21 protein-coding genes and 1 other annotated feature are annotated in these 23,451 nt (G+C 34.0%); of the genes, 8 read left to right on the top strand and 13 right to left on the bottom strand.

From position 1 onward, the window contains the following. Window positions 1-121: 121 nt before the first annotated feature. Window positions 122-351: a binding site (T-box leader), on the bottom strand. A gap of 355 nt (window positions 352-706) precedes the next feature. The 4 genes from ACYSNW_RS06810 to ACYSNW_RS06825 all read right to left on the bottom strand — a co-directional run bounded on the left by ACYSNW_RS06810 (window position 707) and on the right by ACYSNW_RS06825 (window position 7,174). Further along, window positions 707-3,796, bottom strand: coding sequence for an alpha-mannosidase (locus ACYSNW_RS06810; protein WP_461743734.1), 3,090 nt, complete (start codon window positions 3,794-3,796; stop codon window positions 707-709). Next, complete coding sequence (locus tag ACYSNW_RS06815) at window positions 3,793-4,623, bottom strand: carbohydrate ABC transporter permease (protein WP_461743735.1); 831 nt, start codon at window positions 4,621-4,623, stop codon at window positions 3,793-3,795. Before ACYSNW_RS06815 ends, ACYSNW_RS06810 begins: the two co-directional genes overlap by 4 nt. A 9-nt stretch (window positions 4,624-4,632) precedes the next feature. Beyond that, window positions 4,633-5,535, bottom strand: a complete 903-nt coding sequence (locus tag ACYSNW_RS06820; RefSeq protein ID WP_461743736.1) for a carbohydrate ABC transporter permease — start codon at window positions 5,533-5,535, stop codon at window positions 4,633-4,635. 283 nt (window positions 5,536-5,818) lie between these two features. Then, entirely contained in the window at window positions 5,819-7,174 is a 1,356-nt protein-coding gene (locus ACYSNW_RS06825; RefSeq protein ID WP_461743737.1) for an extracellular solute-binding protein, read from the bottom strand. A 301-nt stretch (window positions 7,175-7,475) separates the two neighbouring features. Here ACYSNW_RS06825 and ACYSNW_RS06830 point away from each other — a divergent pair, with 301 nt between their 5' ends. From ACYSNW_RS06830 to ACYSNW_RS06845, 4 genes are all read left to right on the top strand, one after another. Next, window positions 7,476-9,614, top strand: coding sequence for a helix-turn-helix domain-containing protein (locus ACYSNW_RS06830; protein ID WP_461743738.1), 2,139 nt, complete (start codon window positions 7,476-7,478; stop codon window positions 9,612-9,614). Between the two features lie 374 nt (window positions 9,615-9,988). Further along, entirely contained in the window at window positions 9,989-10,405 is a 417-nt protein-coding gene (locus ACYSNW_RS06835; RefSeq protein ID WP_461743739.1) for an Rrf2 family transcriptional regulator, read from the top strand. 84 nt (window positions 10,406-10,489) lie between these two features. Next, a complete protein-coding gene (locus ACYSNW_RS06840) occupies window positions 10,490-11,305 on the top strand; it encodes a sulfite exporter TauE/SafE family protein (protein ID WP_461743740.1) in 816 nt (271 codons plus the stop codon). Window positions 11,306-11,354: 49 nt separating this feature from the next. Further along, complete coding sequence (locus ACYSNW_RS06845; RefSeq protein WP_461743741.1) at window positions 11,355-12,380, top strand: NAD(P)-binding domain-containing protein; 1,026 nt, start codon at window positions 11,355-11,357, stop codon at window positions 12,378-12,380. Between the two features lie 354 nt (window positions 12,381-12,734). Here the strand turns inward: ACYSNW_RS06845 and ACYSNW_RS06850 are convergent, their stop codons facing one another. The 7 genes from ACYSNW_RS06850 to ACYSNW_RS06880 form a co-directional block, all read right to left on the bottom strand. Further along, window positions 12,735-13,214, bottom strand: a complete 480-nt coding sequence (locus tag ACYSNW_RS06850) for a hypothetical protein (protein WP_461743742.1) — start codon at window positions 13,212-13,214, stop codon at window positions 12,735-12,737. A gap of 10 nt (window positions 13,215-13,224) precedes the next feature. Next, the gene (locus ACYSNW_RS06855; RefSeq protein ID WP_461743743.1) at window positions 13,225-14,799 is read right to left on the bottom strand and encodes an AAA family ATPase; all 1,575 of its coding nucleotides are present in this window, start codon (window positions 14,797-14,799) and stop codon (window positions 13,225-13,227) included. Between the two features lie 9 nt (window positions 14,800-14,808). Then, window positions 14,809-15,264, bottom strand: coding sequence for a hypothetical protein (locus tag ACYSNW_RS06860; protein ID WP_461743744.1), 456 nt, complete (start codon window positions 15,262-15,264; stop codon window positions 14,809-14,811). Continuing rightward, window positions 15,261-15,602, bottom strand: a complete 342-nt coding sequence (locus tag ACYSNW_RS06865; RefSeq protein ID WP_461743745.1) for a zinc ribbon domain-containing protein — start codon at window positions 15,600-15,602, stop codon at window positions 15,261-15,263. Before ACYSNW_RS06865 ends, ACYSNW_RS06860 begins: the two co-directional genes overlap by 4 nt. 2 nt (window positions 15,603-15,604) lie before the next feature. Beyond that, window positions 15,605-17,347: a hypothetical protein gene (locus ACYSNW_RS06870; RefSeq protein ID WP_461743746.1), complete on the bottom strand. Its 1,743-nt coding sequence runs from the start codon at window positions 17,345-17,347 to the stop codon at window positions 15,605-15,607. Window positions 17,348-17,574: 227 nt separating this feature from the next. Further along, window positions 17,575-18,390 (bottom strand): DUF1129 domain-containing protein, encoded by an 816-nt coding sequence (locus tag ACYSNW_RS06875; protein ID WP_461743747.1) that lies wholly within the window; start codon window positions 18,388-18,390, stop codon window positions 17,575-17,577. 1 nt (window position 18,391) lies between these two features. Further along, window positions 18,392-18,724: a PadR family transcriptional regulator gene (locus ACYSNW_RS06880; protein WP_461743748.1), complete on the bottom strand. Its 333-nt coding sequence runs from the start codon at window positions 18,722-18,724 to the stop codon at window positions 18,392-18,394. A 374-nt stretch (window positions 18,725-19,098) separates the two neighbouring features. On the opposite strand from ACYSNW_RS06880, the gene rsxC reads away from it, so the two are divergent. The 3 genes from rsxC to ACYSNW_RS06895 are packed head-to-tail and all read left to right on the top strand — an operon-like array spanning window position 19,099 to window position 22,107. After that, window positions 19,099-20,454: an electron transport complex subunit RsxC gene (gene rsxC, locus ACYSNW_RS06885; RefSeq protein WP_461743749.1), complete on the top strand. Its 1,356-nt coding sequence runs from the start codon at window positions 19,099-19,101 to the stop codon at window positions 20,452-20,454. Continuing rightward, on the top strand, window positions 20,447-21,511 hold the full coding sequence (locus ACYSNW_RS06890) for an RnfABCDGE type electron transport complex subunit D (RefSeq protein WP_461743750.1): 1,065 nt from the start codon (window positions 20,447-20,449) through the stop codon (window positions 21,509-21,511). The genes rsxC and ACYSNW_RS06890 overlap by 8 nt, the downstream gene beginning before the upstream one ends. 14 nt (window positions 21,512-21,525) lie before the next feature. After that, entirely contained in the window at window positions 21,526-22,107 is a 582-nt protein-coding gene (locus ACYSNW_RS06895) for a hypothetical protein (RefSeq protein WP_461743751.1), read from the top strand. Between the two features lie 171 nt (window positions 22,108-22,278). Here ACYSNW_RS06895 and ACYSNW_RS06900 read toward each other — a convergent pair whose 3' ends face one another. Next, window positions 22,279-22,593, bottom strand: coding sequence for a hypothetical protein (locus ACYSNW_RS06900; RefSeq protein ID WP_461743752.1), 315 nt, complete (start codon window positions 22,591-22,593; stop codon window positions 22,279-22,281). A gap of 75 nt (window positions 22,594-22,668) precedes the next feature. Further along, window positions 22,669-22,890 carry a helix-turn-helix domain-containing protein gene (locus ACYSNW_RS06905; protein WP_461743753.1) on the bottom strand — a complete coding sequence of 74 codons (222 nt, stop codon included), beginning with the start codon at window positions 22,888-22,890 and terminating at the stop codon, window positions 22,669-22,671. A gap of 98 nt (window positions 22,891-22,988) precedes the next feature. Between ACYSNW_RS06905 and ACYSNW_RS06910 the strand changes: the two genes are divergently transcribed. After that, on the top strand, window positions 22,989-23,294 hold the full coding sequence (locus ACYSNW_RS06910) for a hypothetical protein (RefSeq protein ID WP_461743754.1): 306 nt from the start codon (window positions 22,989-22,991) through the stop codon (window positions 23,292-23,294). Window positions 23,295-23,451 lie beyond the last annotated feature (157 nt).

Below are 23,451 nucleotides of genomic sequence, written 5' to 3' on the forward strand. Positions count from 1 at the left end.
AATAGAATTATCCACGGTACCACCTCTATGAAAAGAATTTTTTCTAACCATCACACCATTTTTTTATTGTATTTCCAAATTAGAATACAAAAAAGCCCCCAAACCACACAAAAACGTATGGTTTGAGGGCGAACTATTCACGGTGCCACCTCAAGTTTGAAAGAAACTCTTTCCTCTTATCAGTCATCTAACAATGACCTTACTCTATAACGGGAGTTCCCGAAAATGCCTACTTTATCTTTCAACATTTTGCTCGAAAGTCCATTCACAACAAATCCCTTACTGATTCTCACCACCATCAGCTCTCTGAAAAGTGTCAGTGTTGTTACTCCTCTTTCTCAAAGCTTTGTTATTGTTGTTAATATTAACGGACTTTTTGCTGAATGTCAAGAACTTTTGTGAGATTTTTTTTAAGATGATCAATAAAAGTGATTAAATAGCTTCAATAACTTCAAAATCAAACCAACGATTTACCTACTAAATATTTAGTTTTAAGAATATTAAAGCTAGGTGATCGGTTTTTCATTGCTACTTTATTTTTTTCTGTCAATAAAACCCTTGGACAATGGTAAATCACTTTTATCCCAGTTTTATTCCTTATATTCTAAAAATATAACTAATAGATCGAGCTATTTTAGGAAGTGAAGGTCGATTCAAACTTTGCTAACTGATTCACTGTTCTCTGATTGATCAGTTTCATCCAAAATCAATCTTTACTTACTAATTTAAATGTTTTGATTTCATATGGGTCAAGTTCGATTTCAAATTCTTCGAAATATGGTTCAGAAATTGGTTCCTCCATTAAATTAGTTTCTTGCCACTTCATTCCTTTCATCGATATCTTAACAGTTCTCCTACCACCTGTATGGTCATGAAATCTCAGTATCCAGCCATCAGAAGATTCTGCCTTTTTTATTGCGTCAATCATTAAAATTCCTTCTATAGAAATATCTAATTTAGGAAGGACACTATCACTTTTTTGAATAAAGCTCAATGGTGAATTTATTTCCCAGGCCTCTTCTACTGTTTTTCCTACTATAAAATTCCCACTGTGTGGAAGTAGACTGTACGTAAACTCATGCTCACCTATATCAGCAGTAGGATCTGGATAGATAGCGCCTTTCAATAAGGTTAATCTCATACTATTTCCTTTTATATCATAGCCATATTTTGAATCATTTAGTAAACTAACTCCATAAAAGGCCTCTGATAAATCAGCCCACTGATGACCTACTGTTTCAAATTGAGCAAAATCCCAACTTGTATTATTGTGCGTAGCTCTTTTTACATTTCCATATTGGATATCATAGGTTGCTTCATTCGACCGGACATCTACATCGAATTTAACTTTTAAAAGTTGTTGTCTTTCTTCCCAATGAACGTTTGTTTTAAAATCAATACGCCTAGAAAATTGATAAACGATCATCTCTTGAATGATTTTGGAGCGCCCAAAATCATATTCGAACATAATACTCGTGAACAAGTCATTTTTTTCATTGATGTAGCTACGCGTAGCGCTCAATTGCTTCTCTTTCTCGGAATAGAAAACATCAATATCCCACGCGTCATAGTCTAACGGTTTATCTTCAAACAACTGAAAAACATTACCTGAACCAAGTAAAACATTTCTTTGATTTTCTTTGTCATATAACTTAGTTATTTCTCCACTTGCTTCCCATTCGATCACATAAAATGGCGTTTCAATACGATTGACGTGATTACTTTCAACTTGGTGAATGTTTCCATTCAAGGTTCCTTCTTCAAATATTAAAGAAATTTCTTGGAATGGTGGAATAGTATCTATCAATACTGCATGACGATCAGCAAGTTGAACAGACGGGACGATTTCACCAACTAAATTTTTGAATACACCCTCGCGTGTCTCTTCTATATCCACTAAGCTTGTTCTACTGAATCCATTTGTATTATAAACTGTGTAAATATCTTTCTGATTTCCTTTTAGTTCCTCGTTAAGAAATTCTATGGACTGGAGCATCGTCTTAGCTTCTTTTTTATGGTCTTTATAAACTTCCTTGATTGATGAGCCTGGTATAATATCATGAAACTGATTTCTTAACAAGATTTCCCAAGTATCGTAGATTTTTTCTTTTGGATACTTTTTTTCACCAGCCATTTCAAATAAACTGAACAAGATCTCTGTTTCCCTTAACTTCAACTCGATTTTTCTATTTATTTTTTTTACAAAAGCTTGTGAAGTATACGTTCCCCGATGATACTCTAAATACAATTCTCCATCCCATTCAGAAACTGGAGCAGTCGCATGTTCTATCGTTTGATGTAACCGCTCAAAGTAGTCTTTAGCCTTACCAGTTTTTATTGTTGGCAATCCTGGGATTTTATCCATGGCTCTTCTATTTTCTAGCATTTCTCTATTGACGCCACCACCACCATCACCGTAACCATATGAAATCAGCAATTCATTATTCAATGCTTTATCTTGATAGGCTTGGTAACTACCCAAAACTGTTGAAGGTTCTAGTTCACCATTATAAGTATAAAACCACTTACTTTCCCAACCTTGTGTATCTCCCAAAGGAGGTGTTGTAACAAAATGAGTAAGAATAGCAGTTCCGTCGATTCCTTTCCAATAAAAAGTATCGTGCGGCATACGATTATACTGATTCCAACTAATTTTAGTGGTCATAAATGTGTGGATCCCCGATTTTTTAAGAATCTGCGGCAACGCCCAAGAATAACCAAATACATCAGGGAGCCACAAATAATTCATTTGTTTTCCAAATTCATCCTTAACAAATTTTTTCCCATGTAAAATTTGACGTGTCAGCGATTCTCCAGATGGAATATTACAATCCGCTTCAAGCCACATAGCTCCATCGACTTCCCAACGTCCCTCTGCTATTCTCTCTTTTATTTTCACATACATCTCAGGATAAAGATTTTTAATATATTTATAAAGCTGAGGCTGCGTTTGTAAAAAATAATAATCTGGGTATTGTTCCATCAACCTTAAAACAGTTGAAAAACTTCTTGCCGTTTTTTCTGCCGTATGTTTTAAACGCCAAAGCCACGCTACATCTATATGCGTGTGTCCAACAGCCGTAACACTCAATTCCGACTCTTTTTTGTTACCTTCTAACGTATTGTTTAGTTTTTCATTCGCAAGTTCTATCGTATCATAAAATTGGTCACTACCTGGATAAGACCAATCTATCACTCTAAACGCTGCATCTAATTGATTTAATAATAGATATTTAGTTGGATCATTATCAGATAATTCTGAAATCGTCTTACTCATCATATTTGACATATAAAACAGTTGATCAGCCATGATATTTTGTGTTGTCAATTGCGCACATTTAAGTTGATGAACTTGAATGACTTCTTGACCACCACCCTCTAAACCAGACCATAGTTTCAAACTTACACTAACATGTTTTCCATAATAACTTGGATCAATAAATACTTCAGTATGGTTTGAATCTACCCCTTGATACGGTTTACCGTCAAGAAACAATAGTGACTCAAAACCTGAATTGTACCCACCACCTGTACGACCAAAATCAAATTTGAACCAAAGATTTTCTTTCACCGGTAACTCTATTTCATGATTGATCCAAAGATAACGATCTCTTCCTCGCCAAGTCTCTCCGATCCTCAACATATTTGACCATTTTTCTGGTGGATAGACTTCTTCTTTAGACACATCTTCTTCCATTCGCCAATCATTCATTTCAACGAGTGGAGTATATCTATACTCATCTAATTCTACTATTCTTTTCGCTAACTTCTTTTCTTTTAAATAGTTATCTGTCATCCTTTTGTTGCTCCTCCCATACTAAATCCTTTTGACATATACGTTTGTGACAATGCATAAAGTACGACAACTGGAATCGTATAAAGAACAGAAAAAGCTGCCAGTCTTCCATAATTTACCATTCCAAAATTTCCAAAAAATTGAAAAATAGTTACTGAAGCTGGCATTTTTTCTGGTGATTGAATCAATATATACGGAACAAAAAAATTCCCCCAACTACCAGTAAATGTAAAGATGCCTACTGTAAAAATACCCGGGACCATCAACGGAGCTAACACTTTTCTCACTCCTTGCCAAGTGGAAGCTCCATCTACCCAAGCGGACTCTTCTAAATCTATTGGCACTGAATCCATAAAATTCTTCATCATCCAAATACCATATGGTAATGATGACGCTGTCAAAAAGAAGGTCAGCGCGATCAATGAATTTTGAAACTTAAGAAAAATAAACATTTGATAAACAGGAACGATCACAGCTGTCATCGGTAATGACGTCATAAATAAAATCGTCATCAAGAAACTCTTTTTATAACGTAATTGATAACGGGATAGAGGATAGGCTGCTAAAATACAAACACCTACGACTAACAAAGATTGGCAGCCTGAAATTAGTAAACCTACCCAAAAAGAACGTACTATGGTAGGATCTGTTACAATAGAGAAAAAATTATCCATTGTGAGTTTTTCTGGAAATTTTAAAGTTTGTATTGCGCCTGGATCTACTGATGCAAAAATCATCCATAAAAGTGGTAATAGAAAAAGAAATGCAAGTAAAGAGAGAATGATATAATGCATGGTTGTTTCGATTTTATGGCCTTTATTGATCATTATCATCACCTATACTTTCACTTTTAATGTTTTCATATAAATTAGACTAGCAACGGCACCTAAAACTAATAAGACTAATGAGATAGCTGTTCCATACCCTAATTGATAACTAACAAATGCTTGTTTATACATAAACACTGGTAATGTTGATGTTTGATTTCCCGGACCTCCGCCAGTCATCGTATAGATCAGTGTGAAAACGCCTAATGTTTGTAAAGTCACTAACATTAAATTCGTTGAAATAGTTCCTTTCACCATAGGTATCGTAATTTTTCGGATAACTTGCCATCTGCTTGCACCATCCATAACGGCCGCTTCTTCCACTTCTTTAGGAATATCATCTAATGCCGATTGAAAAATCATCATGGAAAAGGCTGTTCCACGCCAAATATTTGCAATAACAACACTCGTCATCGGGAATAAAAATAGCCATGCTACAGGTTTGATACTAAAAAGCGATAGTAACCAATTAGCCGTTCCTTGGTCCCCTAAAAAAGCTACCCAGCAAAAGGAAACAACTACTTCCGGTGTGACCCACGACGCAATGATGATCAAACCAACGATCCTTCTAAATGTAGCGTTTTTTTCTTTCATCATAAAAGCAATCATGAACCCTAAAAAACATTGCCCGATAACTGCTGAGAACACAACAAAAACAATTGTTTTCCAAACACTGACACGAAAATCTGGATCACCAAACATTCGCGTGAAGTTTTCAAAACCGATAAATTTCAGTTGACTAGCATCTGCACCAGTTAACGATAAATTGGTAAACGAAAAAACAAAGGTCAAAATAACAGGTCCTACAAAAAAAATCAATAACAATATCCAAGAAGGGAATAAAAAGAATGCTGCTTTTTTTTCTTTTGAAAAATTGATTTTATCCTTCTTTTGTTCGGTTAAATTTTCCATAACTATCCACCTTTCAAACGAAACAATAGCAGTAATGTTAAAACATTTAGAAATCAAGCATAGAGTTACTGAGCAATGAATTTTTTTGAGTATGATCAGAACTTTAAAATGTCAAAAAGCATCTCTCATAATCAACATATTCTTTAGTACTCATACATTTTTATTTCAAGCACTTAATCTACTTAAAGATCAATACTATCTTAAAAACAGTACTGCTGTTGTTTCACCGTTTGTTCGAATTATAAACATTTAGAAAGTAAATCGATCTATATTTCCACATTATTTATTTCTTTATATTTTCTTCTCCAACAATTCTTGTAACATTTTTTTCATATTCTTTAGCTGCTTCCTCAGGGGTCTTACTTCCAGTCGCAACAGATTCTACCATTGTTTGGATCTCTACAGAGACATTTGGATATTTGTCATCCGCTGGTCTAAAGTGTGCATCTTTTAAATAACTAGTCGCTTCTTCAATGAAAGGTTGTTCTTTGTATTCTTCTATTTGAGCTGAATCATCACGCACAGTCAAATTCCCTTCTGCAATTGCTCGTGCTGCTTGCTGTTCTTTTTGACCTAGTGCTTTTAGGACTTTCCAAGAAGCTTCCTTATCTTTTGCTTTCTCAGGAATCGCCCAGGTCCATCCACCTGACATCGTAGTAAAACCATCACCAGCTTGTTTTGGCATCGCAGCAAAACCGAAACGTTCTGTAACATTTTCAATTGGAACAGCTCCAGTTTCGTTCCAATTTCCCGAACTCCAAAAACCATCTAAAACCATTGCTGCTTGGTCATTAGGAAACTTATCTTGAAACATCACAGAGCCATAATTACTATTGATTGCAATGGATAGCGGTGGTCCTAATTTCTTTTTATTGAAAACTTCATCAATAAACGCTAAGGAATCATCTATCCCTTTAGAATTCACATTCCATTTTCTTGTTTCTTGATCAAACAATGTATCATTTGTTCCATATAAAAGCATTTCAAACGTTTGCATCGATACCGATTCACCATTTGCCTTTGCAACTCCCATACCAAATGGAATAATTTCGCTATTTGATTGTTTTACTTTCTCAGCAGCATCGATAATTTCATCCCAATTTTTTGGTTGCCAGTCTTCTGGTAATCCCGCATCTTTAAATACTTTTTTGTTGTACCAAATCCCTCGTGAATCTGACGTTCCAGGAATAGCATATATTTTTCCATCTTGTGCTGTTACTCCAGATTTCAAATTTTCTGTATAATCTGACCATTCATCCCACTTAGCGATATAATCATCCAATGGTGTCAAATACCCTGCGTTAGCATCTGAATTCAACATGAAAGAATCTTCTGCAACAACATCTGGTGCTGTACTTTCAGATTGCATCGACAAGGCTACTTTTGAGAAGTAGTCGCCTTCACTCGCTGTGATCGGAGATAAAACGATTTTTATATCTTTATTTTCCTTTTCGAATTCTTCAACAAAGGTTTCTTTTAAATATTTATTCAATTTATCATTCTCACCAGTGTTGCGCCACGTGATCTTCACTTCCGTTTTTCCATCACTATTATCTTTAGCTCCATTACTACTACAAGCTCCCAACACAAACGTTCCTATACAAATAGAAAATAAAATACTCAACTTCTTTTTAAACATTTTGTATCCCCCATTCTTTTTGTTTTTGTAACCGCTTTTATAATATCGTTTAATTTCCCAGTATGATATCTAGATATTTCTATTTCATCTACATAATATGCCTTTTAATCACTATTTTGTAGATCAGTACATAAAATGATGATAGGATCACTAGACTGTAATTTTTGAATCAATAAGCGAAAATTCAATGGTCGACCCTGATAAACCGCGTGTCTTCAGCATAGATCGATCTCGTGTTGACCAAGCAATAGGCATACAGTATAATTTAGAAAACGCTACCAATTCAGAAGGATGAGCTTTATTGAAAACTAAAAATTATAAAAAACTTTTCTTTTCTTTTTTTATTATTATAGCTGTATATACATTATTTTTAATGGTTGTCGTTATTAGAGGAGAAATAGTTCAAAGAAAAATAGAACAAAATGCTAAAGCACATATTTTTTTGGATACTATTAGTAATCAAATCGATCAACAACTACGCTCGGCTTTAAATAGTTTTAGAGCTTTGGCTTCTGATCAAAATATCATAAATTTTATCGATTTGAAAGAAGCCGATTTTTCTATTTTTTCAGAGGCATATGATTATCTTCATAAAACTAGTCAATTTATGAATAATTCACAATATTCAGTTGGGATCATCAATCCTAAAAGTAATTATGTGATTAGTTCAGATGGATATTTTACTTATTTGGACTTCTTGAATTTTTTAAAAGTTCAATCGCCACAAACTAAAAACGCTTCTCAAGGAATCAATTCTGATTTTTCCAATATGCTTTTTGAAACAGATAATAAAGACGTAGTATTGATCACTCAAGAAAAAATAAATGAGCAATTAGTTTATTTTGTAGCATACTGGAAAAAAGAAGAAATTTCCGATAAATTACTCAAGAATATCGTTATAACGGATAATCAATCCAACAAGCGATTGAGCTCGATCGATGATTTCAATTATACAAAAATCATCCAATCTCCAAGTAAAAGTAATATATTATTAGAAAAAAAATCAAGCATCCTACCGTTTGTTTCATACTCTCTAACAAAACAATATTCAAATGATATACCGATTCCTTTGATTTCATCATTCCTGATTCCTTTACTACTGATTTTTGTATTGTTTGCTCTTATGATCACCATTATTAACGCCCGAATTCTAAAGCCTTACCGATTGATCATAGCTAAAGTAAAAGAACAAGAAGAACCTAACTATTTTTCTATTCAAGAAGCAATGAATGTACTTGTTGAAAATCCATCTAAAATAAGTAATTTCAATGAGGAATCTGTCGAGACTTTAAAAGATCATCTTATGAAAAAAATCATCAATCAACAATATTCACTGGATCAAATAAAAGAGCGTTTATCACTATTTGATATTCAAGACATTCATCAGGGTGGAAGTTTGATTTTCTTGTCTATTATTGGTTGGGATACTTTGGAATTAAATCTTTCTAATAATGAAATAACGCAAGCTAGAAAAAAATTCTTAAAAACAATATTTACCGATCAAAACGTTGATTTTTTAGCTTTTGATTCAAAAAAGTTTATGCTTATTTGCTATAATCAGAATCAAAAAGAAATTTTATCACTTGTTGATCGAATCAAACATACAGTAGAAGAAACATTTACTTTAAAAGTCTATTATATTTTATCTAAACCTTTTAAAAATGAAGATGATTTTGTTCAAATCCTTCAAAAGGATGCTTCGTGGGCTTTACCGTTACTTAATCAAGTAACGAGTGATGATCAGAAAATAGATAATACACAGATTCAGAAAAAGATCGATTATCCTATTGAGTCAGAACGTCAACTAATTCATTTCGTAAAAATCAAAGATCACAAAAACGCTAAAAAGATTTTTCAGTTTATTTTATCTATCAATATGGATTCTTCTGGAAATTTCTATGACATAAACCAACTTTTAAGCGCTTTAAATTTGACGATTGATCGCATTTTAATTGAACTACACATTTCTTCTAAGGAATTCTACGAGAACCATCAAAAATTGTTCAAAGAATTGAAACCATCAGCTGAGAACCAGTTAAATCCATCAAATCTCGAACAATCATTTGATGAATTATATTATATGATCGAAAAACAAGATGTTAGCAAAACATCTACTAGTGATGAGATCATCCTATATATAAATGCTCATTATACAGAAGATATCTCTTTAGGTGATATTGCTGAGAAATTTCATTTAACAGAATCTTATATAAGCAAGATCATAAAAGAACGTTTGAACGTTCCGTTTAAAAACTATATCAATGGATTGAGGATCGAAAAAGCTAAACGCATGATGATCAAATATAAAGATATAAAAATACAAGATTGTGCTAAAAAAGTGGGATTTACTAATGTCAATTCCTTCATTCGTGTTTTTAAACAAATCGAAGGTATAACGCCAGGAATGTACCAAAAATTGAATCGTGAAAACTCTCAGTAAGTGATTTTTATGTCTCTCCTTCTTCTTTTTTAGTTAAAGACTGTAGATAATTTCAGTCTTTAAAGAGAATCGAACAAAAAAATACGCTTACTGCATGTGGAGGAAAAAGCTTTAGCCTCAAAAAAACTTGACACAAACGAGATGGAGGGTAAGCAGTGTCTGATTATGTCCACACACTTGTAAGAATACCACCGAAATTAAGTTTATTAGAAACTACGAGTTTTTTTGAAGATCAGAAATGCAGTGATGATTCATGAACATCACTGGAGTAAATCTTATTTCAAGTTTCAACTTGCAATTTATATTCTTGACAATTTTCTTAATAATCACTATCATAGACAAATAGAGTCTGGAATTAAAAAGGAGTTTTTTCTATGAAATACTCAAAAGCAACAGATTATGCGTTACACACAATGGTTTTATTAGGAGAAAGAAACGCCGAACCACCGATCAGTGTGATCGAATTAGCAGAAACACAAAATCTCTCACCAACTTATTTGTCTAAAATTTTAACGAAACTAGCCAAAGAAGGATTGGTCAAAGCGATTTCTGGTGCTCATGGCGGTTATTCTATCCGAGATGATTGGAAAACCATTTCTTTTTTTGACATCATTCAAGCAATCGAAGGTAAACAATCGATTTTTGAATGTTACGTTCACGATAATCCAAAATGTGTGGTCAAAAATACAATGTTTCAAGCTGAAGAAATCATGGAACAATTTTTAAAAAATCAATACTTGGACGAAGCTGTTCAACAGAAAAAAGCCGCTTTTGGTTCGTTTCAGCAATAGAAAATAACGAACAAATGGTTTTTTTAAGCTAATTAGAGATATAAAGTATCTTTAATAACTATAAATAGAAATGAGGCAATCAATATGTTGGTTTATATAGCAAGTATCTTGATACTTGGTGCGTTTGTCGGGTTAGTTTCAGGAATGTTTGGTCTAGGTGGAGGTGGGATCATCGTCCCTGCGCTAGTTTCACTTTTTCCCTTAATTGGCGTTCCACCTTCACAAATCATGTTTATGGCAATGGGTACAGCTTTTGCTACGATGATTATTAGCACCAGCGCCTCCGCCTATAATCAATACAAACACCATAATATTTTATTTAATCGAATTCGGCTTTTTTTACCTATCTTATTACTTGCAGTTATCCTAACGAGTCAAATAGTAACGTCACTAAATCCTAATTTCTTAAAAATTGCCTTTTCACTATTTCTAATCTACTTAGCGCTGAAAATGTTACTAAAAAGAACTATCCAAACTACTGAAATAAAAAAAACACCAAGTAATTGGAAAGACGTTTTTTCAGCGTTCGCTATCGGTGTTATTTCAACTTTAGGGAGCATTTCAGGAGCTGGATTGATTGTTACTTACTTAAAATCTACTGGCATGAATGTAAAAAAAGCGATTGGAACAGCTTCCTTTTGTGGCGTTTTCTTAACGATTTTTGCCTCAATCGGTTTTATCATTAGCGGATTAAAACAGCCTGAACTTCCCGCTTATTCACTTGGATATATTCATTTACCGACAATGCTGATCCTCGCGATCGTATCCATTCCGATGACCAAAAAGGGAGTCGAGCTGATGTCAAAATTACCAGATAAAAAAGTTACTCGCTATTTTGCTTATTTTCTACTCACTTTGAGTGCTTATGTTCTAATCAACAGTTTACTCGCTATTTTATAATTCATTAATACTAATAATCGATGTTTAGCATCGTAGCAAGGAGAAACTTATGAAAAAAATCGCAATTATCGGTGGTCATGGTCAAGTCGGTCAAATCATCGTTCAACAACTAATCAAACAAGGTAAAAATAATCTCGTGATCATGGGAAGAAATAAAGAAAAAATGGCGTCATTTACCGATTCTTTACCAATTTCTGCTGAAACACGAGTCATTGATTTAACAAAACCCATCGATCCAGCTCTACTGTCTGATCTACAAATGGTGATTGTTTGTTTAGATCAAGAAAACACACTATTTATTGAGCAATGCCAGCAATTAGGGATCGATTATTTAGATATTACAGCAAATAGTACTTTTCTAAAAAAAGTGTATCGATTACCTGCCCCGACCCAATCTCGTACATTAGTCGGAATCGGATTAGCTCCTGGGATAACTAATTTAGCCGTCGCAAACTATCTCAAAAAAGTGTCACAAACAACAATGATCGATATTGATATCTTATTAGGAATGGGCGATCAACACGGAAAAGCTGCAGTCGAATGGACATTTTCTCAATTGAATCAAACATATCGGCATCCACGTTGGAAAAATCCGATCGCTACGTTTACGCAAAAGAAAAAAGATGAGTTTGGGACAAAATTTGGGCATAAAAGTACGTATAACTTTGATTTTGCTGATCAACATTTATTAGCATTAGCAGATCCTAGCCGAACATATACCACTTTTTTAGGCTTTGATATCAATTGGATCACAAATAGTTTAGCAGTGATGAAAAAAATCGGACTTACCTCACTATTAAAAAACAAACAAGTCCTCGAATTTCTTACACGCTTTATGCAAAAAGGGATGGTCGGAAGTGAAAAATTTGTGGTAAAAATTTCAAATGGCTCTTCTGATGACCAAAATCGAGTAATTATTTATGGCGATGAAGAAGCGACGATGACAGGAGAAGTGACAGCGTTTCTGGCTGATAAATTACTTAGTCAGCCTGTTAAATCGGGATTTTATTTAATTGACGAACTGACTACTTTAGAAGAAGTGGTTGGAGCGATTCCGAGGATCCAGGAAGAGTAAAAATTTCAATAGTTACTTTAGCTAAATGTTTTTTATAAACAGATTATTCTTGCTAATAATTTCTCAAAACATACTAGATAGAGATTGTCTCAAAACGATAGCGGTTAATATTTTCGTAATTCAGCTGGAACTCACAAGCATAAAATTTCGAGGTTGTGACTTCGAGAACCTAGTAGGTAAGATGCATTATTAAATCACTACATTTTTTCTCAATTTCTAGCTGAGTTTCCATAAAATTCGAATTTCTCAATTGTTTTCAGACACTCTCCAATTAAAAAGGCGCAATTCACTAAAATTTTTGGAAGTTTTTTAGTAAATTGCACTTATTTGAATTATTCATAGCTCTTCATTTTATTAATCTTTAATTACTGATACTGAACCATCATCAGCTACTGCTCGACAACAATCAGTGTATACTTCAATAAACCGATAGTTCCCAAACGCTGCTAAAGAACGAGCCTTCTCCATCCCATCAGGCAATGGTTCTCCCGATTTATAGTGATTGATGATTTGTAAATTATAAGAGATCGTATGAACTTCATAAGGTTCTCCTAAATAACATTTGGAAATAAAACCCAACAGCATTCCACCTAATTCTATTTCAGGAAATTCTTGATGCACAATATCAATTATTTGATCCATTTTCTGTTTGTTATCCGTCACTCCTTGAACATCTAATTCCCCAATAAGATTTAAATATTCTGTAGAACGCTTTTTTCGTAATGTTCGTTCTAAAAGAATTGGATTCGTTGTTTGTTGTTGTTTTTCTGATTGAAAAAAATTCTGCTGCTTACTCTCTTGTTTTTGACCAATATTAAAATTTATTTTAGGCATATTATTCCTCCTAAACTAAAACTTTTCTAGTTTTAGAAACTGATTTTTCTTGTCCTAAAACTTCACTACCTATTGGATGTCCTGAAGCAGGTACCGCTCTTGTTTTTCCCCATTCTCTAATTGCTTCAATTTTCTCTGGTGATGTCTGAGAAAGAGGGACTACATTTTGAAAAGTCTCTATAATAACATTTGAGTTCAGTTCAAACGCATCTGACGCAATTGTATTGTATGCTATTTCTCTAACTGCCGATTCCAAATCAGCTCCTGTAAAACCGTCTGATATTTCAACAATTTTTTCAGCAAATTCGCCTTCAAACTTAATATTTAAATATTTTGACATGTAGATATTCAGAATATCTTTTCTTTCATCCGCTGTAGGCAAATCTACAAAAAACAACTCATCAAAACGACCTCGACGCAATAATTCAGACGGTAATTTGCTTACATCATTTGCGGTAGCAACCACAAAAACTTGCTTCTTACTTTCCTGAAGCCAAAATAAAAATTGACCAACCATCCGTGTTGAAACACCACCATCATTTCCTCCAGCAGCTCCAGCTAATCCTTTTTCAATTTCATCAATCCACAAAACACACGGAGAAACATGCTCGGCTGTCATTAACGCATCTTTTAACTGCTGTTCAGATTGCCCAACATAACTTCCTTGAACAGTAGCGAAATCTAATCGATAAAGTGGTAACTTCCAATTAGCTGCAATAGATTTTGCAGATAATGATTTCCCACAACCAGGGACACCAACTAACAGAATTCCTCGAGGTGATTGCAATCCGCGCTGACGCATTTCAGCTCTTTTTTCAGGTGTCAATAATTCTTTTTTTACTCTTAACCATTTTTGTAGCCCAGATAGTCCACCAACATTTTTTACATTTTCATCCACATCAATTTTTTCTAATCCAGAAATATCTGAAAATAGGCGATCTTTTGAAAAACGAACCTCATCGATATCTGATTTTTTAATTTCTCGATTAGCAATTAAAGACGCGATAATATTTTCAGCCTCTATTCTAGTAACACCCGCCAATAAAGAGGCTACCTCTAGAATATCAGAATTATCCCATTCAATTGTAATTTCATTACGATAGTCATCAATATAATTTTTTACAATCACATACATTTCACTTTCATCTGGAGAATCAACCTTTATCAACATTCCTTGACGCTGAAGTTGGTTCCAGACTGAATTATTCGTAAAAATAATAATCTGACCACCTGTTTCATTTGCAAGAGTTACTAAGTCTAATATTTGCTTAGATTCTCCATTATCTGCTGATAAATCAGGAACTTCTGTCAAAACCATCGTAATGTTTTCTTTTTTCTTCATTTGATCACTCATAAAATCAATCGCACTATAAAAGGATTTATCTTCACTTAACACTTGATTAGTAGTTAAGTCATATACTCCTTTTGATAAAGTATGAACATAATAATTCAAAGTTAAATCTTGAGCTACTTCACTTAAAAATTCTAAAGCTCTTGTTCGCTCAACCGTATTTATGGTAATGAAAGGAATTCTAGCAATTGAATACCTTCTCATTAAGTCTTTCACTTCATTTACAGTCGCCATCTTTCATCCTCACTTTTCATCTACTCGGTTATTTCGTACAAGGCTTCCCAACTTACCTGTTCGATCAGATTTTGCAGTTTCTTCTAACGATTGTTGGAGCTGCTGTCGTTGTTCTTTCATAATACCTATCAGTTGTTGCCTAACATCTTCGGGAAGTACTGGCAAATCGACTGCTGTTTGTAGGAATTGCAATTCTTTTCTTAATGTAAGTAATGATTGTAAAATTTCTCTTTCACTACCATTGGAACGAGAAAAATTTCTCTGAAATTGTTGCGTCGCTTGCTGTAACCTTTCATCAATTGCTTCATTTAAATGTTTCATAAAGCGCTCAGCTACGCCTGACTGCCACTCAAGTGACCCATTTTTCATCACTTCTACTGTTTGTTGTACTTTTTCTCCGCTACCGTTTCTAAATTCTTCGATTAGGGAAATCCATTCGCTATACGTTTTAGGCGTATTCATCATAAGCTATTTCTCTTTCTAACAATCATTTCAGGTGGTACAATATCCCAATCAGGTAATCCTAGAGCCAAAGGATTAGCTACCTCTTCTTCTTCAATAATCTCATTATTAAATTCAAAAGTAAAAGTCTCTTCTTTTTCAACTTCCTCATGAATTGATTTTAAATCGATTATTTGATTTGAACTGTTCTCAACAGTTTCAGCTTTTTGAATGATTGTATCTAAAGACTTCAAATCCGCGCCTTCAACCACTTCTTGCTCTGGGAATAACAGCTCCGAACCACAATTAGCACAAAAAACAGCCTCTTTGCTTACTTCGACTTCACAACTCGGACATTTCATCACTAATTACCTCCTACTTTTACTCGACGATTTTCACCGGCTAAAGATCTAATATAATGTTCTGGTGAAAGTTGATTTAAGAAAGAAATCACTTGTTTACTTTTAGAATCTAACTTTTCAAAATCATTTCTAAAATCGACTGTTTCAGCAACAAATGCACGAATAATTTGTTTTCCTTTATTTTTATTATCTTCAATTTCTTGCGATATTTGAGCTTTTGAATATTCAATTTGTTTATTTTTATTATTGGTAGTATAAGCAATAAAGCCACCAGCAATTAAAGCAATCAAACCTAAAAATGGCATTCCAAAGAGCATAAATAATCCAATCAAACCAATTGCACCACCTACAAAAAATCCTACTTTTGTTGGAACTAACTGTTTCAAGCGTTCTTGTTTTTGTTCCTCCATGTACTCATCATATTGATTCAGCAGTTCTTCTTCATCTACCCCAGTTACCGTTGTCGCAACGAATCCATTTACTTCTAACTGAATTTTATGTGGTATTTTAGCTCTATTTTTAGCTACAACATCATTATACGCATCTAAAATCCAATTTTTCGAAACAGAAATCGCATACTTTTGAGTTGAAAAACTAGCTGCTGATTTTTCAGGTTTCAACGCAGCATCTGTTAATAATTGGGAATAATCTTTCTTTTGTTCTAACGCTGTTTCTTCAATCTTCATTTCATTATTCGCTGCAGTTTTATCTCCATCATTTCTAATAATCAATTCATTAAGCATCTCATTTTTTCGCAAAGGAACTTCTTCTTCATCAAAACTAGATACCAAATTAAACAAAATATCATCCAACTGTTCTTTTAAATTTAAAGTTGAATTTGGTTGTTTGAAAATATTTACAAAATAGGACAGCAACTGTTCGTGCAATAGCGCTCCTTTTAATACATCCACAATTTGTGGATAAGTTGAACTATATTTTTCCAAGTACGGATAATCTACCTCGGGATTCGCTGGACGATAAAGATTAATTGCTTGCGACCATTGATCGATTTGTTGTTCACTAAAACCAGGTTTTTCAGAAATTTTGTCTAACCATTCTGTTAGTTTTCTAGAGACAATTCCTTCAGAATCGACTCCCAGTAATCCACTAGTAAACGCATCTATTATGATAATCGTTTTGCGATCAAGTTCTTCTTCACTTTGATTTGCTAAATATCTGGAAACCCATTTTAAACTTGCTTGTTTTTTACCAGCTCTCCGATTCACTAATGAAAATAGCAACGATGTTTTCTCATCATCGCGACGAATAGCTTCTTTTACTGCACGCTCAGCAAGTTCTTTTTCATCATTAATCCACGCAGAAATAGCAACGATACAAGGTGCTAACCAATAATTCGGTGAATTCAGCATCAATTCTTCACTCATTGATTTAATTGTTTCTTTACGCACAACTTCTAAATCATCTGCTTGTAAAACACCTAAAGTCGTTCTCCGTACTTCTGCATAATGTCCATACTTTGTTTCTAATTCTTGTCTAATTTTTACTAATCTAGTTTCAGCTAAAGAGACATTATGCTGCATATTCGCTTGATTTACATAATCATGAAACTCTCTTGCTAGCCCTTCTAGCTCTTGATATACTGTTTTTAAATTTTGATCAACTGCTCCTACTTGAGAATTTACTGCATCTATTTGCGAGCTTACAGTATTAATTCTATTATTTAACGTTGCTAAACTCCCTTCAATTACATTTAAATTTGCTGTACTAATCACTCGATCAGCCATTTCCTCACTCCTTTTTTCACTTTTTCAATTAACACTTACCTAACAAAATTTATTACTAAAAATAAATAATTTCTACTAGTTTAATTCTCATATAAAATTAATATAAAAGCAACTATAATTATAATTATTTAGGCAAGAAAAAGTGTTTAAATCAGAATTTAGTTAATTTTTTGCAATAACCGATAATTTCAAACCTACAATTGTATGTAGTTCTTTACTCTTTCATCCTATTTTTTCTTTCTCATCAGAAACATCAAAAGATATTGAATAACCACTACAGTCACTAAACTGACAGCAAATATCAACTGTCCATTTTGAGTCTTCAATATATCTGTAAACGAAGGAAGTCTAACAATAATTCCCCAAATTCCAAAAAATAGCGTCATAGGAATAAAATTCATCCAAGGCTGTTTATCCTTTTCCTTAAAAAATAAACCCGCTAAAACTAATGCCGCAAGTAAAATCAAAACTATCCCGACCCTATTCCCAATTTTTAGAATGAGTGGTGTAGAAACAAACAACATAATCAACAGTCCACCAATAAATCCAATCACACAATTACTATAAAAAAAGATTTTTTGTGCTTTCTTTTTGGAATTATATTTATAAAGGTTGACTCCCATCAACCACAGCAAAAAAATAGCTAAAATAACAAAGTAAACTCCCGCAATCAAATATTTCCCAATATCCAGCCCTTTATCTGGCGAAAAAATAGCAGGGATAAAAGCAAACAATAAATAGACACCTATCCCAGTTAATGCTAGTTTAATCGTATCCCATAAATTAATCGGTAAATTACGAATGATCTCATCAGCAATTTTTTTAGGATTTTTACCAAAATAGTCTTCAGCCGAAATCCCTTCTTTCTGCGCTTCTAAAATATCTTGTAAAATATCTAAAAGTAATTCTTCCGCTTTTTTGTTATCTCTAATGATTGATTTTACTCGAACATACGTCAAAAGATCCCCGTAATATTTTTCATTTTCAACCGTTAATTCCTTCTGTAACGTTGCATTAACTTCTTCGATACTTACTTTCCCCATCCTAATCAGCCCCCTCAATAAGACAATCCATACTACTTTTCAAATGCTGCCACTGTGCTAAAAAGCGTTCTTTTTCCTCAATTCCCGCTTCAGTTATAGCATAATATTTTCTTTTTGGCCCACTCTCAGACGTACGCATCGTTCCTTTAATCAATTTTTTCTTTTCCAACGATAACAATAACGGATAGATCGTCCCATTAGAAATATCTGTGAACCCAACACTAGCTAGCCGTTCACTTAATCCGTAGCCATATAACTGTTCAGACGATAACAAAATCAACATACTTCCAGTCAAGACTCCTTTGAGCATCTGAGAATCAATTTTATTCGACATGTTCACACCTCAATCACTATCTTGCTTTACAAGACAACTATAACTTAGAATAACTACTATGTAAAGCATAATAGTGAAAATTAAACTGAATGCATCTGATTTTAAAAATTAAACGAATACACCCAAAATTTTTTAATGATTTCCGCTCTAAATGTGTCGTTTTAATATAGACTAGCAAAATAAATTCTCTGTATTATTTCACTCATTCCTTTTTTCTATAGGTTGCTTCTTTCTTGTATAATTTTTTGTCCTTCATCTACTAAAATTTATTGAGAACTATAGCTATTATTTTGTCGTAAATCTCACCTATGCTATCATAAAATTAACAAGTCTTTTTGTCTATGATTTTAAAATCATTATTAAGGAGGAGAACGATGAATCGAACAGCATCTGGAAAGTTTACTGGTGGAATCATTTTCAGCCCTTCCACTAACACTTTAAAAGAACGTTGGGGTGTTAACCAAGAAAAGAACATTTATTTTCACCCTGATCGAGTGTATATTCCGTTGCAGCAACAAATTGGCGCACCAAGTGAAGCCGTCGTGGCGGAAGGAGATTTAGTAACAGAAGGGGATTTGATTGGGAAAGCTGGCGGTTTTGTCGGCGCAAACATCCATGCAAGCATAACAGGCACAGTCAAAAAAATCGTTGATTGGCCGGATGCTTCAGGCAATAAAGTCTCAACTGTTGTAATTCAAAGAGATAAGCATGCTGTACCGGTTTCATTTAACAAAAAAGAAGATTATCAAACATTGACTAAAAAGCAATTGATCGAGCGAATTTCTCAAGCGGGTATTGTCGGTATGGGGGGTGCAACTTTTCCCACTCATGTAAAATTGACCGTTGATGATGACATAACAGTCAAAAGTATTGTTTTAAATGGGGCAGAATGCGAACTATTTTTAGAAGCAGATGCCTTGTTGATGGAAAAAGAAGCACATAAGGTAATCACAGGCGCCAAAATCGCTCAAAAAGTTTTTAACGCTCAAGAAATATTAATTGCAATTGAATCAGATAAACCGAGATCTGTAGCAGCGATGGAAAAGGCAGCGCAAGAATTTGCCGATGTTGATATTATCACCGTTCCAACTAATTATCCTCAAGGTGGAGAAAAACAACTCTTAGAAAGTTTATTGGATATCGAAGTCACAATCAATGGTGGCTTACCTGTTGAATCTGGCGCTTATTTAATGAATGTCTCAACTTCGGCTGCTGTTGCTGATGCGGTTGAAAAGCAACAACCCTTAATCCGGCGATACTGTACAGTATCTGGCGATATCCACAAACAGCAAACAGTTATTTTCCCAATTGGCACACTCTCAGGAGACTTAATTGATTTTTGTGGTGGCTTTGATGGCTTACCAGAAAAAATCTTGATGGGCGGTCCAATGATGGGAAGAGCATTGGATTCATTAGATGTACCACTAACAAAATCCAGTAACGGATTAATTGTCATTGGGAAAAAAAGTAATCCGCATTTTGAAGAAAGTCCCTGCATACGTTGTAATATCTGTTCAGAAGTGTGTCCCATGCGTTTAGAGCCACAAAACATTGATTTATTTTATCGTCAAGAAAATATTAAGCGCTGTCAAGATTTAAAGGCGGATGCTTGTATCAACTGCGGCGCTTGTTCCTATGTTTGCCCAGCTCGTCGCGATTTGGCTCGTAATATTTCAGCAGCCTCCAACGAAATCAAAAAATTAATAAAGGAGGCGGAACAAAGTGCCTGATAAACCCCAACGAGATGACTACACGTATATTCCTAGTAAAAGCGCGCAAGAATTTGCGCAATTGAACGAAATCATTGTCGAAGCTTCTCCTCATATTCGTGGAGATCAAACGACTCGAAAGATAATGTTATGGGTAATCATTGCCCTATTACCTAGTGCGATAGGTGCCGCTTATTATTTTGGTTTTCGCGTATGGGTACTGTTTCTATTAGCCATTGTAACCGCTCAAATTTGTGAAATTTTATGGTTTAAGCTCCGAAAGAAAAAACAAACGTGGGATTTAAGTGTTATCGTCACAGCCATGTTGTTAACAATGAATTTACCACCTTCAGCTCCTTGGTACTTTCCTGTGATTGGTTCAGCTTTTGCGGTGATTATTGTGAAAGAATTTTTTGGCGGAATTGGTTTTAATTTTATCAATCCAGCATTAGGAGGCCGCGCTTTTTTAGTCGCACTTTTTTTCAACGAGATGTTTAAAATTAGTTGGCCTAATCCCCCTTTTGCTCGAATTTCACCAGACGTTGTGACCTCTGCAACACCTTTAGCAATTTTAAAAGATGGAGATGTATTAACAAATCAACAGCTAGTCGATACGTTCATTGGCAATATCGGTGGTCGACTAGGCGAAACAAGTAGTCTATTGATTTTGATTGGAGCGGCAATTTTACTTTGGAAAAAAATTATCCATTTACGAATTCCTATGATTATGCTATCGACCATTGCCATTATTGCATTTATTTTTGGAGGAAATGGCCCTTTTACAGCCAATTACTCTGTGGTAATCGGTCATCTGATTGGTGGTGGTGCCTTGTTTGCAGCAGTTTTTATGGCAACCGATTATTCCTCCACACCATCAACCAGAGCAGGTGAATATCTATTCGCGGCCGCCACGGGTGCGTTAGTCATGATTTTTCGTTTCTACGGTTTGACTAACGAAGGCGTTAGTTACAGCATCTTGATCATGAACTGTATGACACCACTAATTGATTATCTTTTAAGAAATCGTGTTCTTGGCGAGCCTGGCAATAAGTTTTTAAACATTAAATTAAATAGATAAAAGGAGGAATCTCCATGACTCTTGCTAGTCGTTTAGTCTTTTTTCTCTGTATTTTATTAACTTGCTATGCTGCAGAAAAGTATCAAAAAACCACCATCCCTGCCAAAGGAGCTAGCCCCATTGCTCGTGTATTTTATAGTAGTTTTTTAAACTACTTAGCATTTCTATTAGCTGGCATCAGTTTTTTTTGGCTCAATCAAACTATCTCATTGTCAGAAACTGAGACTATTATTCCTAACGTACTCGCTGGTCTGCTGGGAATACTCTTTAGTGGGTTAACAATAGTCATACCACTGAGAAAAAAATTACTTACCTCAGATTTAGAAAAAATGATGTTGAGTGTCGTTTTCTTATTGAGTTTGACAATTTTCCCAGTAAATCTTAACTTAGATTTTGCTGATTTCTTTTTAAAATTACTCGTGTATGGTGGGATGTATTTTGTTTTTTGTATTGCATACAGTGGTGCGCTAGATCGAATGTCCATCGCAGATATTCCGAATTTTCTAAAAGGCTTACCTTTAGCAATTACCACACTTTTTCTTTTCTACCTAAGTTTTTCCTTTTTGAATGGTGTCTTTTTCGGCTATTTGTTTTAATTAGACAAACATAAAAAGAAAAGAGCAGAAGAACGTCAGAAAAAACTGATTATCTTCTTGCTCTATTTTAGTTTAAGGAACTATTCTACCGCCACATCAAAATAGTCATATAAAAATACAATAAGTTTTAAATACTAGTGAATTTTTGAATATGAAGAGTAACTACCCTGGTTATTCAAAACTAACATGAATCAGTTTTAGCACATTCCTATAACCAGCTATTTCCTCCTCATCACGATTTCGTGGCTGAACTTTTTCTGTAGTAATTTGCTTCAAACACCCATCTGTTGTAGCAATTTCTTCGATTCTATTAGAAGCTTCCGTACTTTGAATCAAAACAAGATCCAGCAACTTATTTAAAATCTCTGGTTTTGTTTTAATAAATAGTTCTTGATTCCCTTTATATTCATGAATTTTTGTCAACATATTTAATAGATTGTGACTAAGTGTCAATTTTTGTAATACTGCATAATTGAATTTTTTCACCGCCATTTTACATCATTTGGCGGAGAAAACTTCAGTATAAATTAAATTTTACTGTACACTAAAAATTTCAACAGGCTATTCAACATTTTTTAACTGAATAATTTCACCGATATCTTCTATATCAAGCGCTTCTGCAATCCTAATTAAGTGATTGATTTGGATACGTTGTCTTTTACCATTTGCCAATTCACTTAGTCTGGCTACTTCAATATCAGATAATCGAGAGAGTTCACTTAAAGATATGTTGTGTTGATCCAATAAATTATGAATCTTGATCTCTAACTGTTTTTCTTTCAAAATAATCATCTCCAATCATTGCTTATATAGGCATGATATTATATAATGAATGAAAAACCTTTGCTTATATAAGCAAAAAAAGAAAAGAGGTTAGATTAATGGATATTAGTAAAAAAGAGAGTTTGCTCACAAAGAAAAATCATCCTATAAAAACAATCGTTCATCAAGATATTTACGCTTTATATGATTTAATGGAGCGATTGAGTTCATGGAATGAGCCTTTAAATTTACTAAGTGACTATTTTGGAGAACTGGAAAGACCGTTAAATAAAAGGAAAGTAATCAAAAAATACTATGCTTATTCAAAACTGTTTGAAGCATTCTATACCGATTTTCAGGAATTATCTAAGATGATGGAGCAACAGCTTAGTGAACTTAGGAGAACAGAGAAATTACGAAGTTAATTGATTGGCGGTTTATAAACAATTTTTAGTGAATAAAAAGACACTTTCCAAAACCGGAGAGTGTCTTTAAGAATTGATATGGCAATAATATTAACGTTTTGAGAACGAAATTAAGTACTATATGCGCACATCTATGTTGTCAAATTCACTTACAGCA

It is taken from the genome of Enterococcus sp. LJL99 (assembly GCF_054871725.1).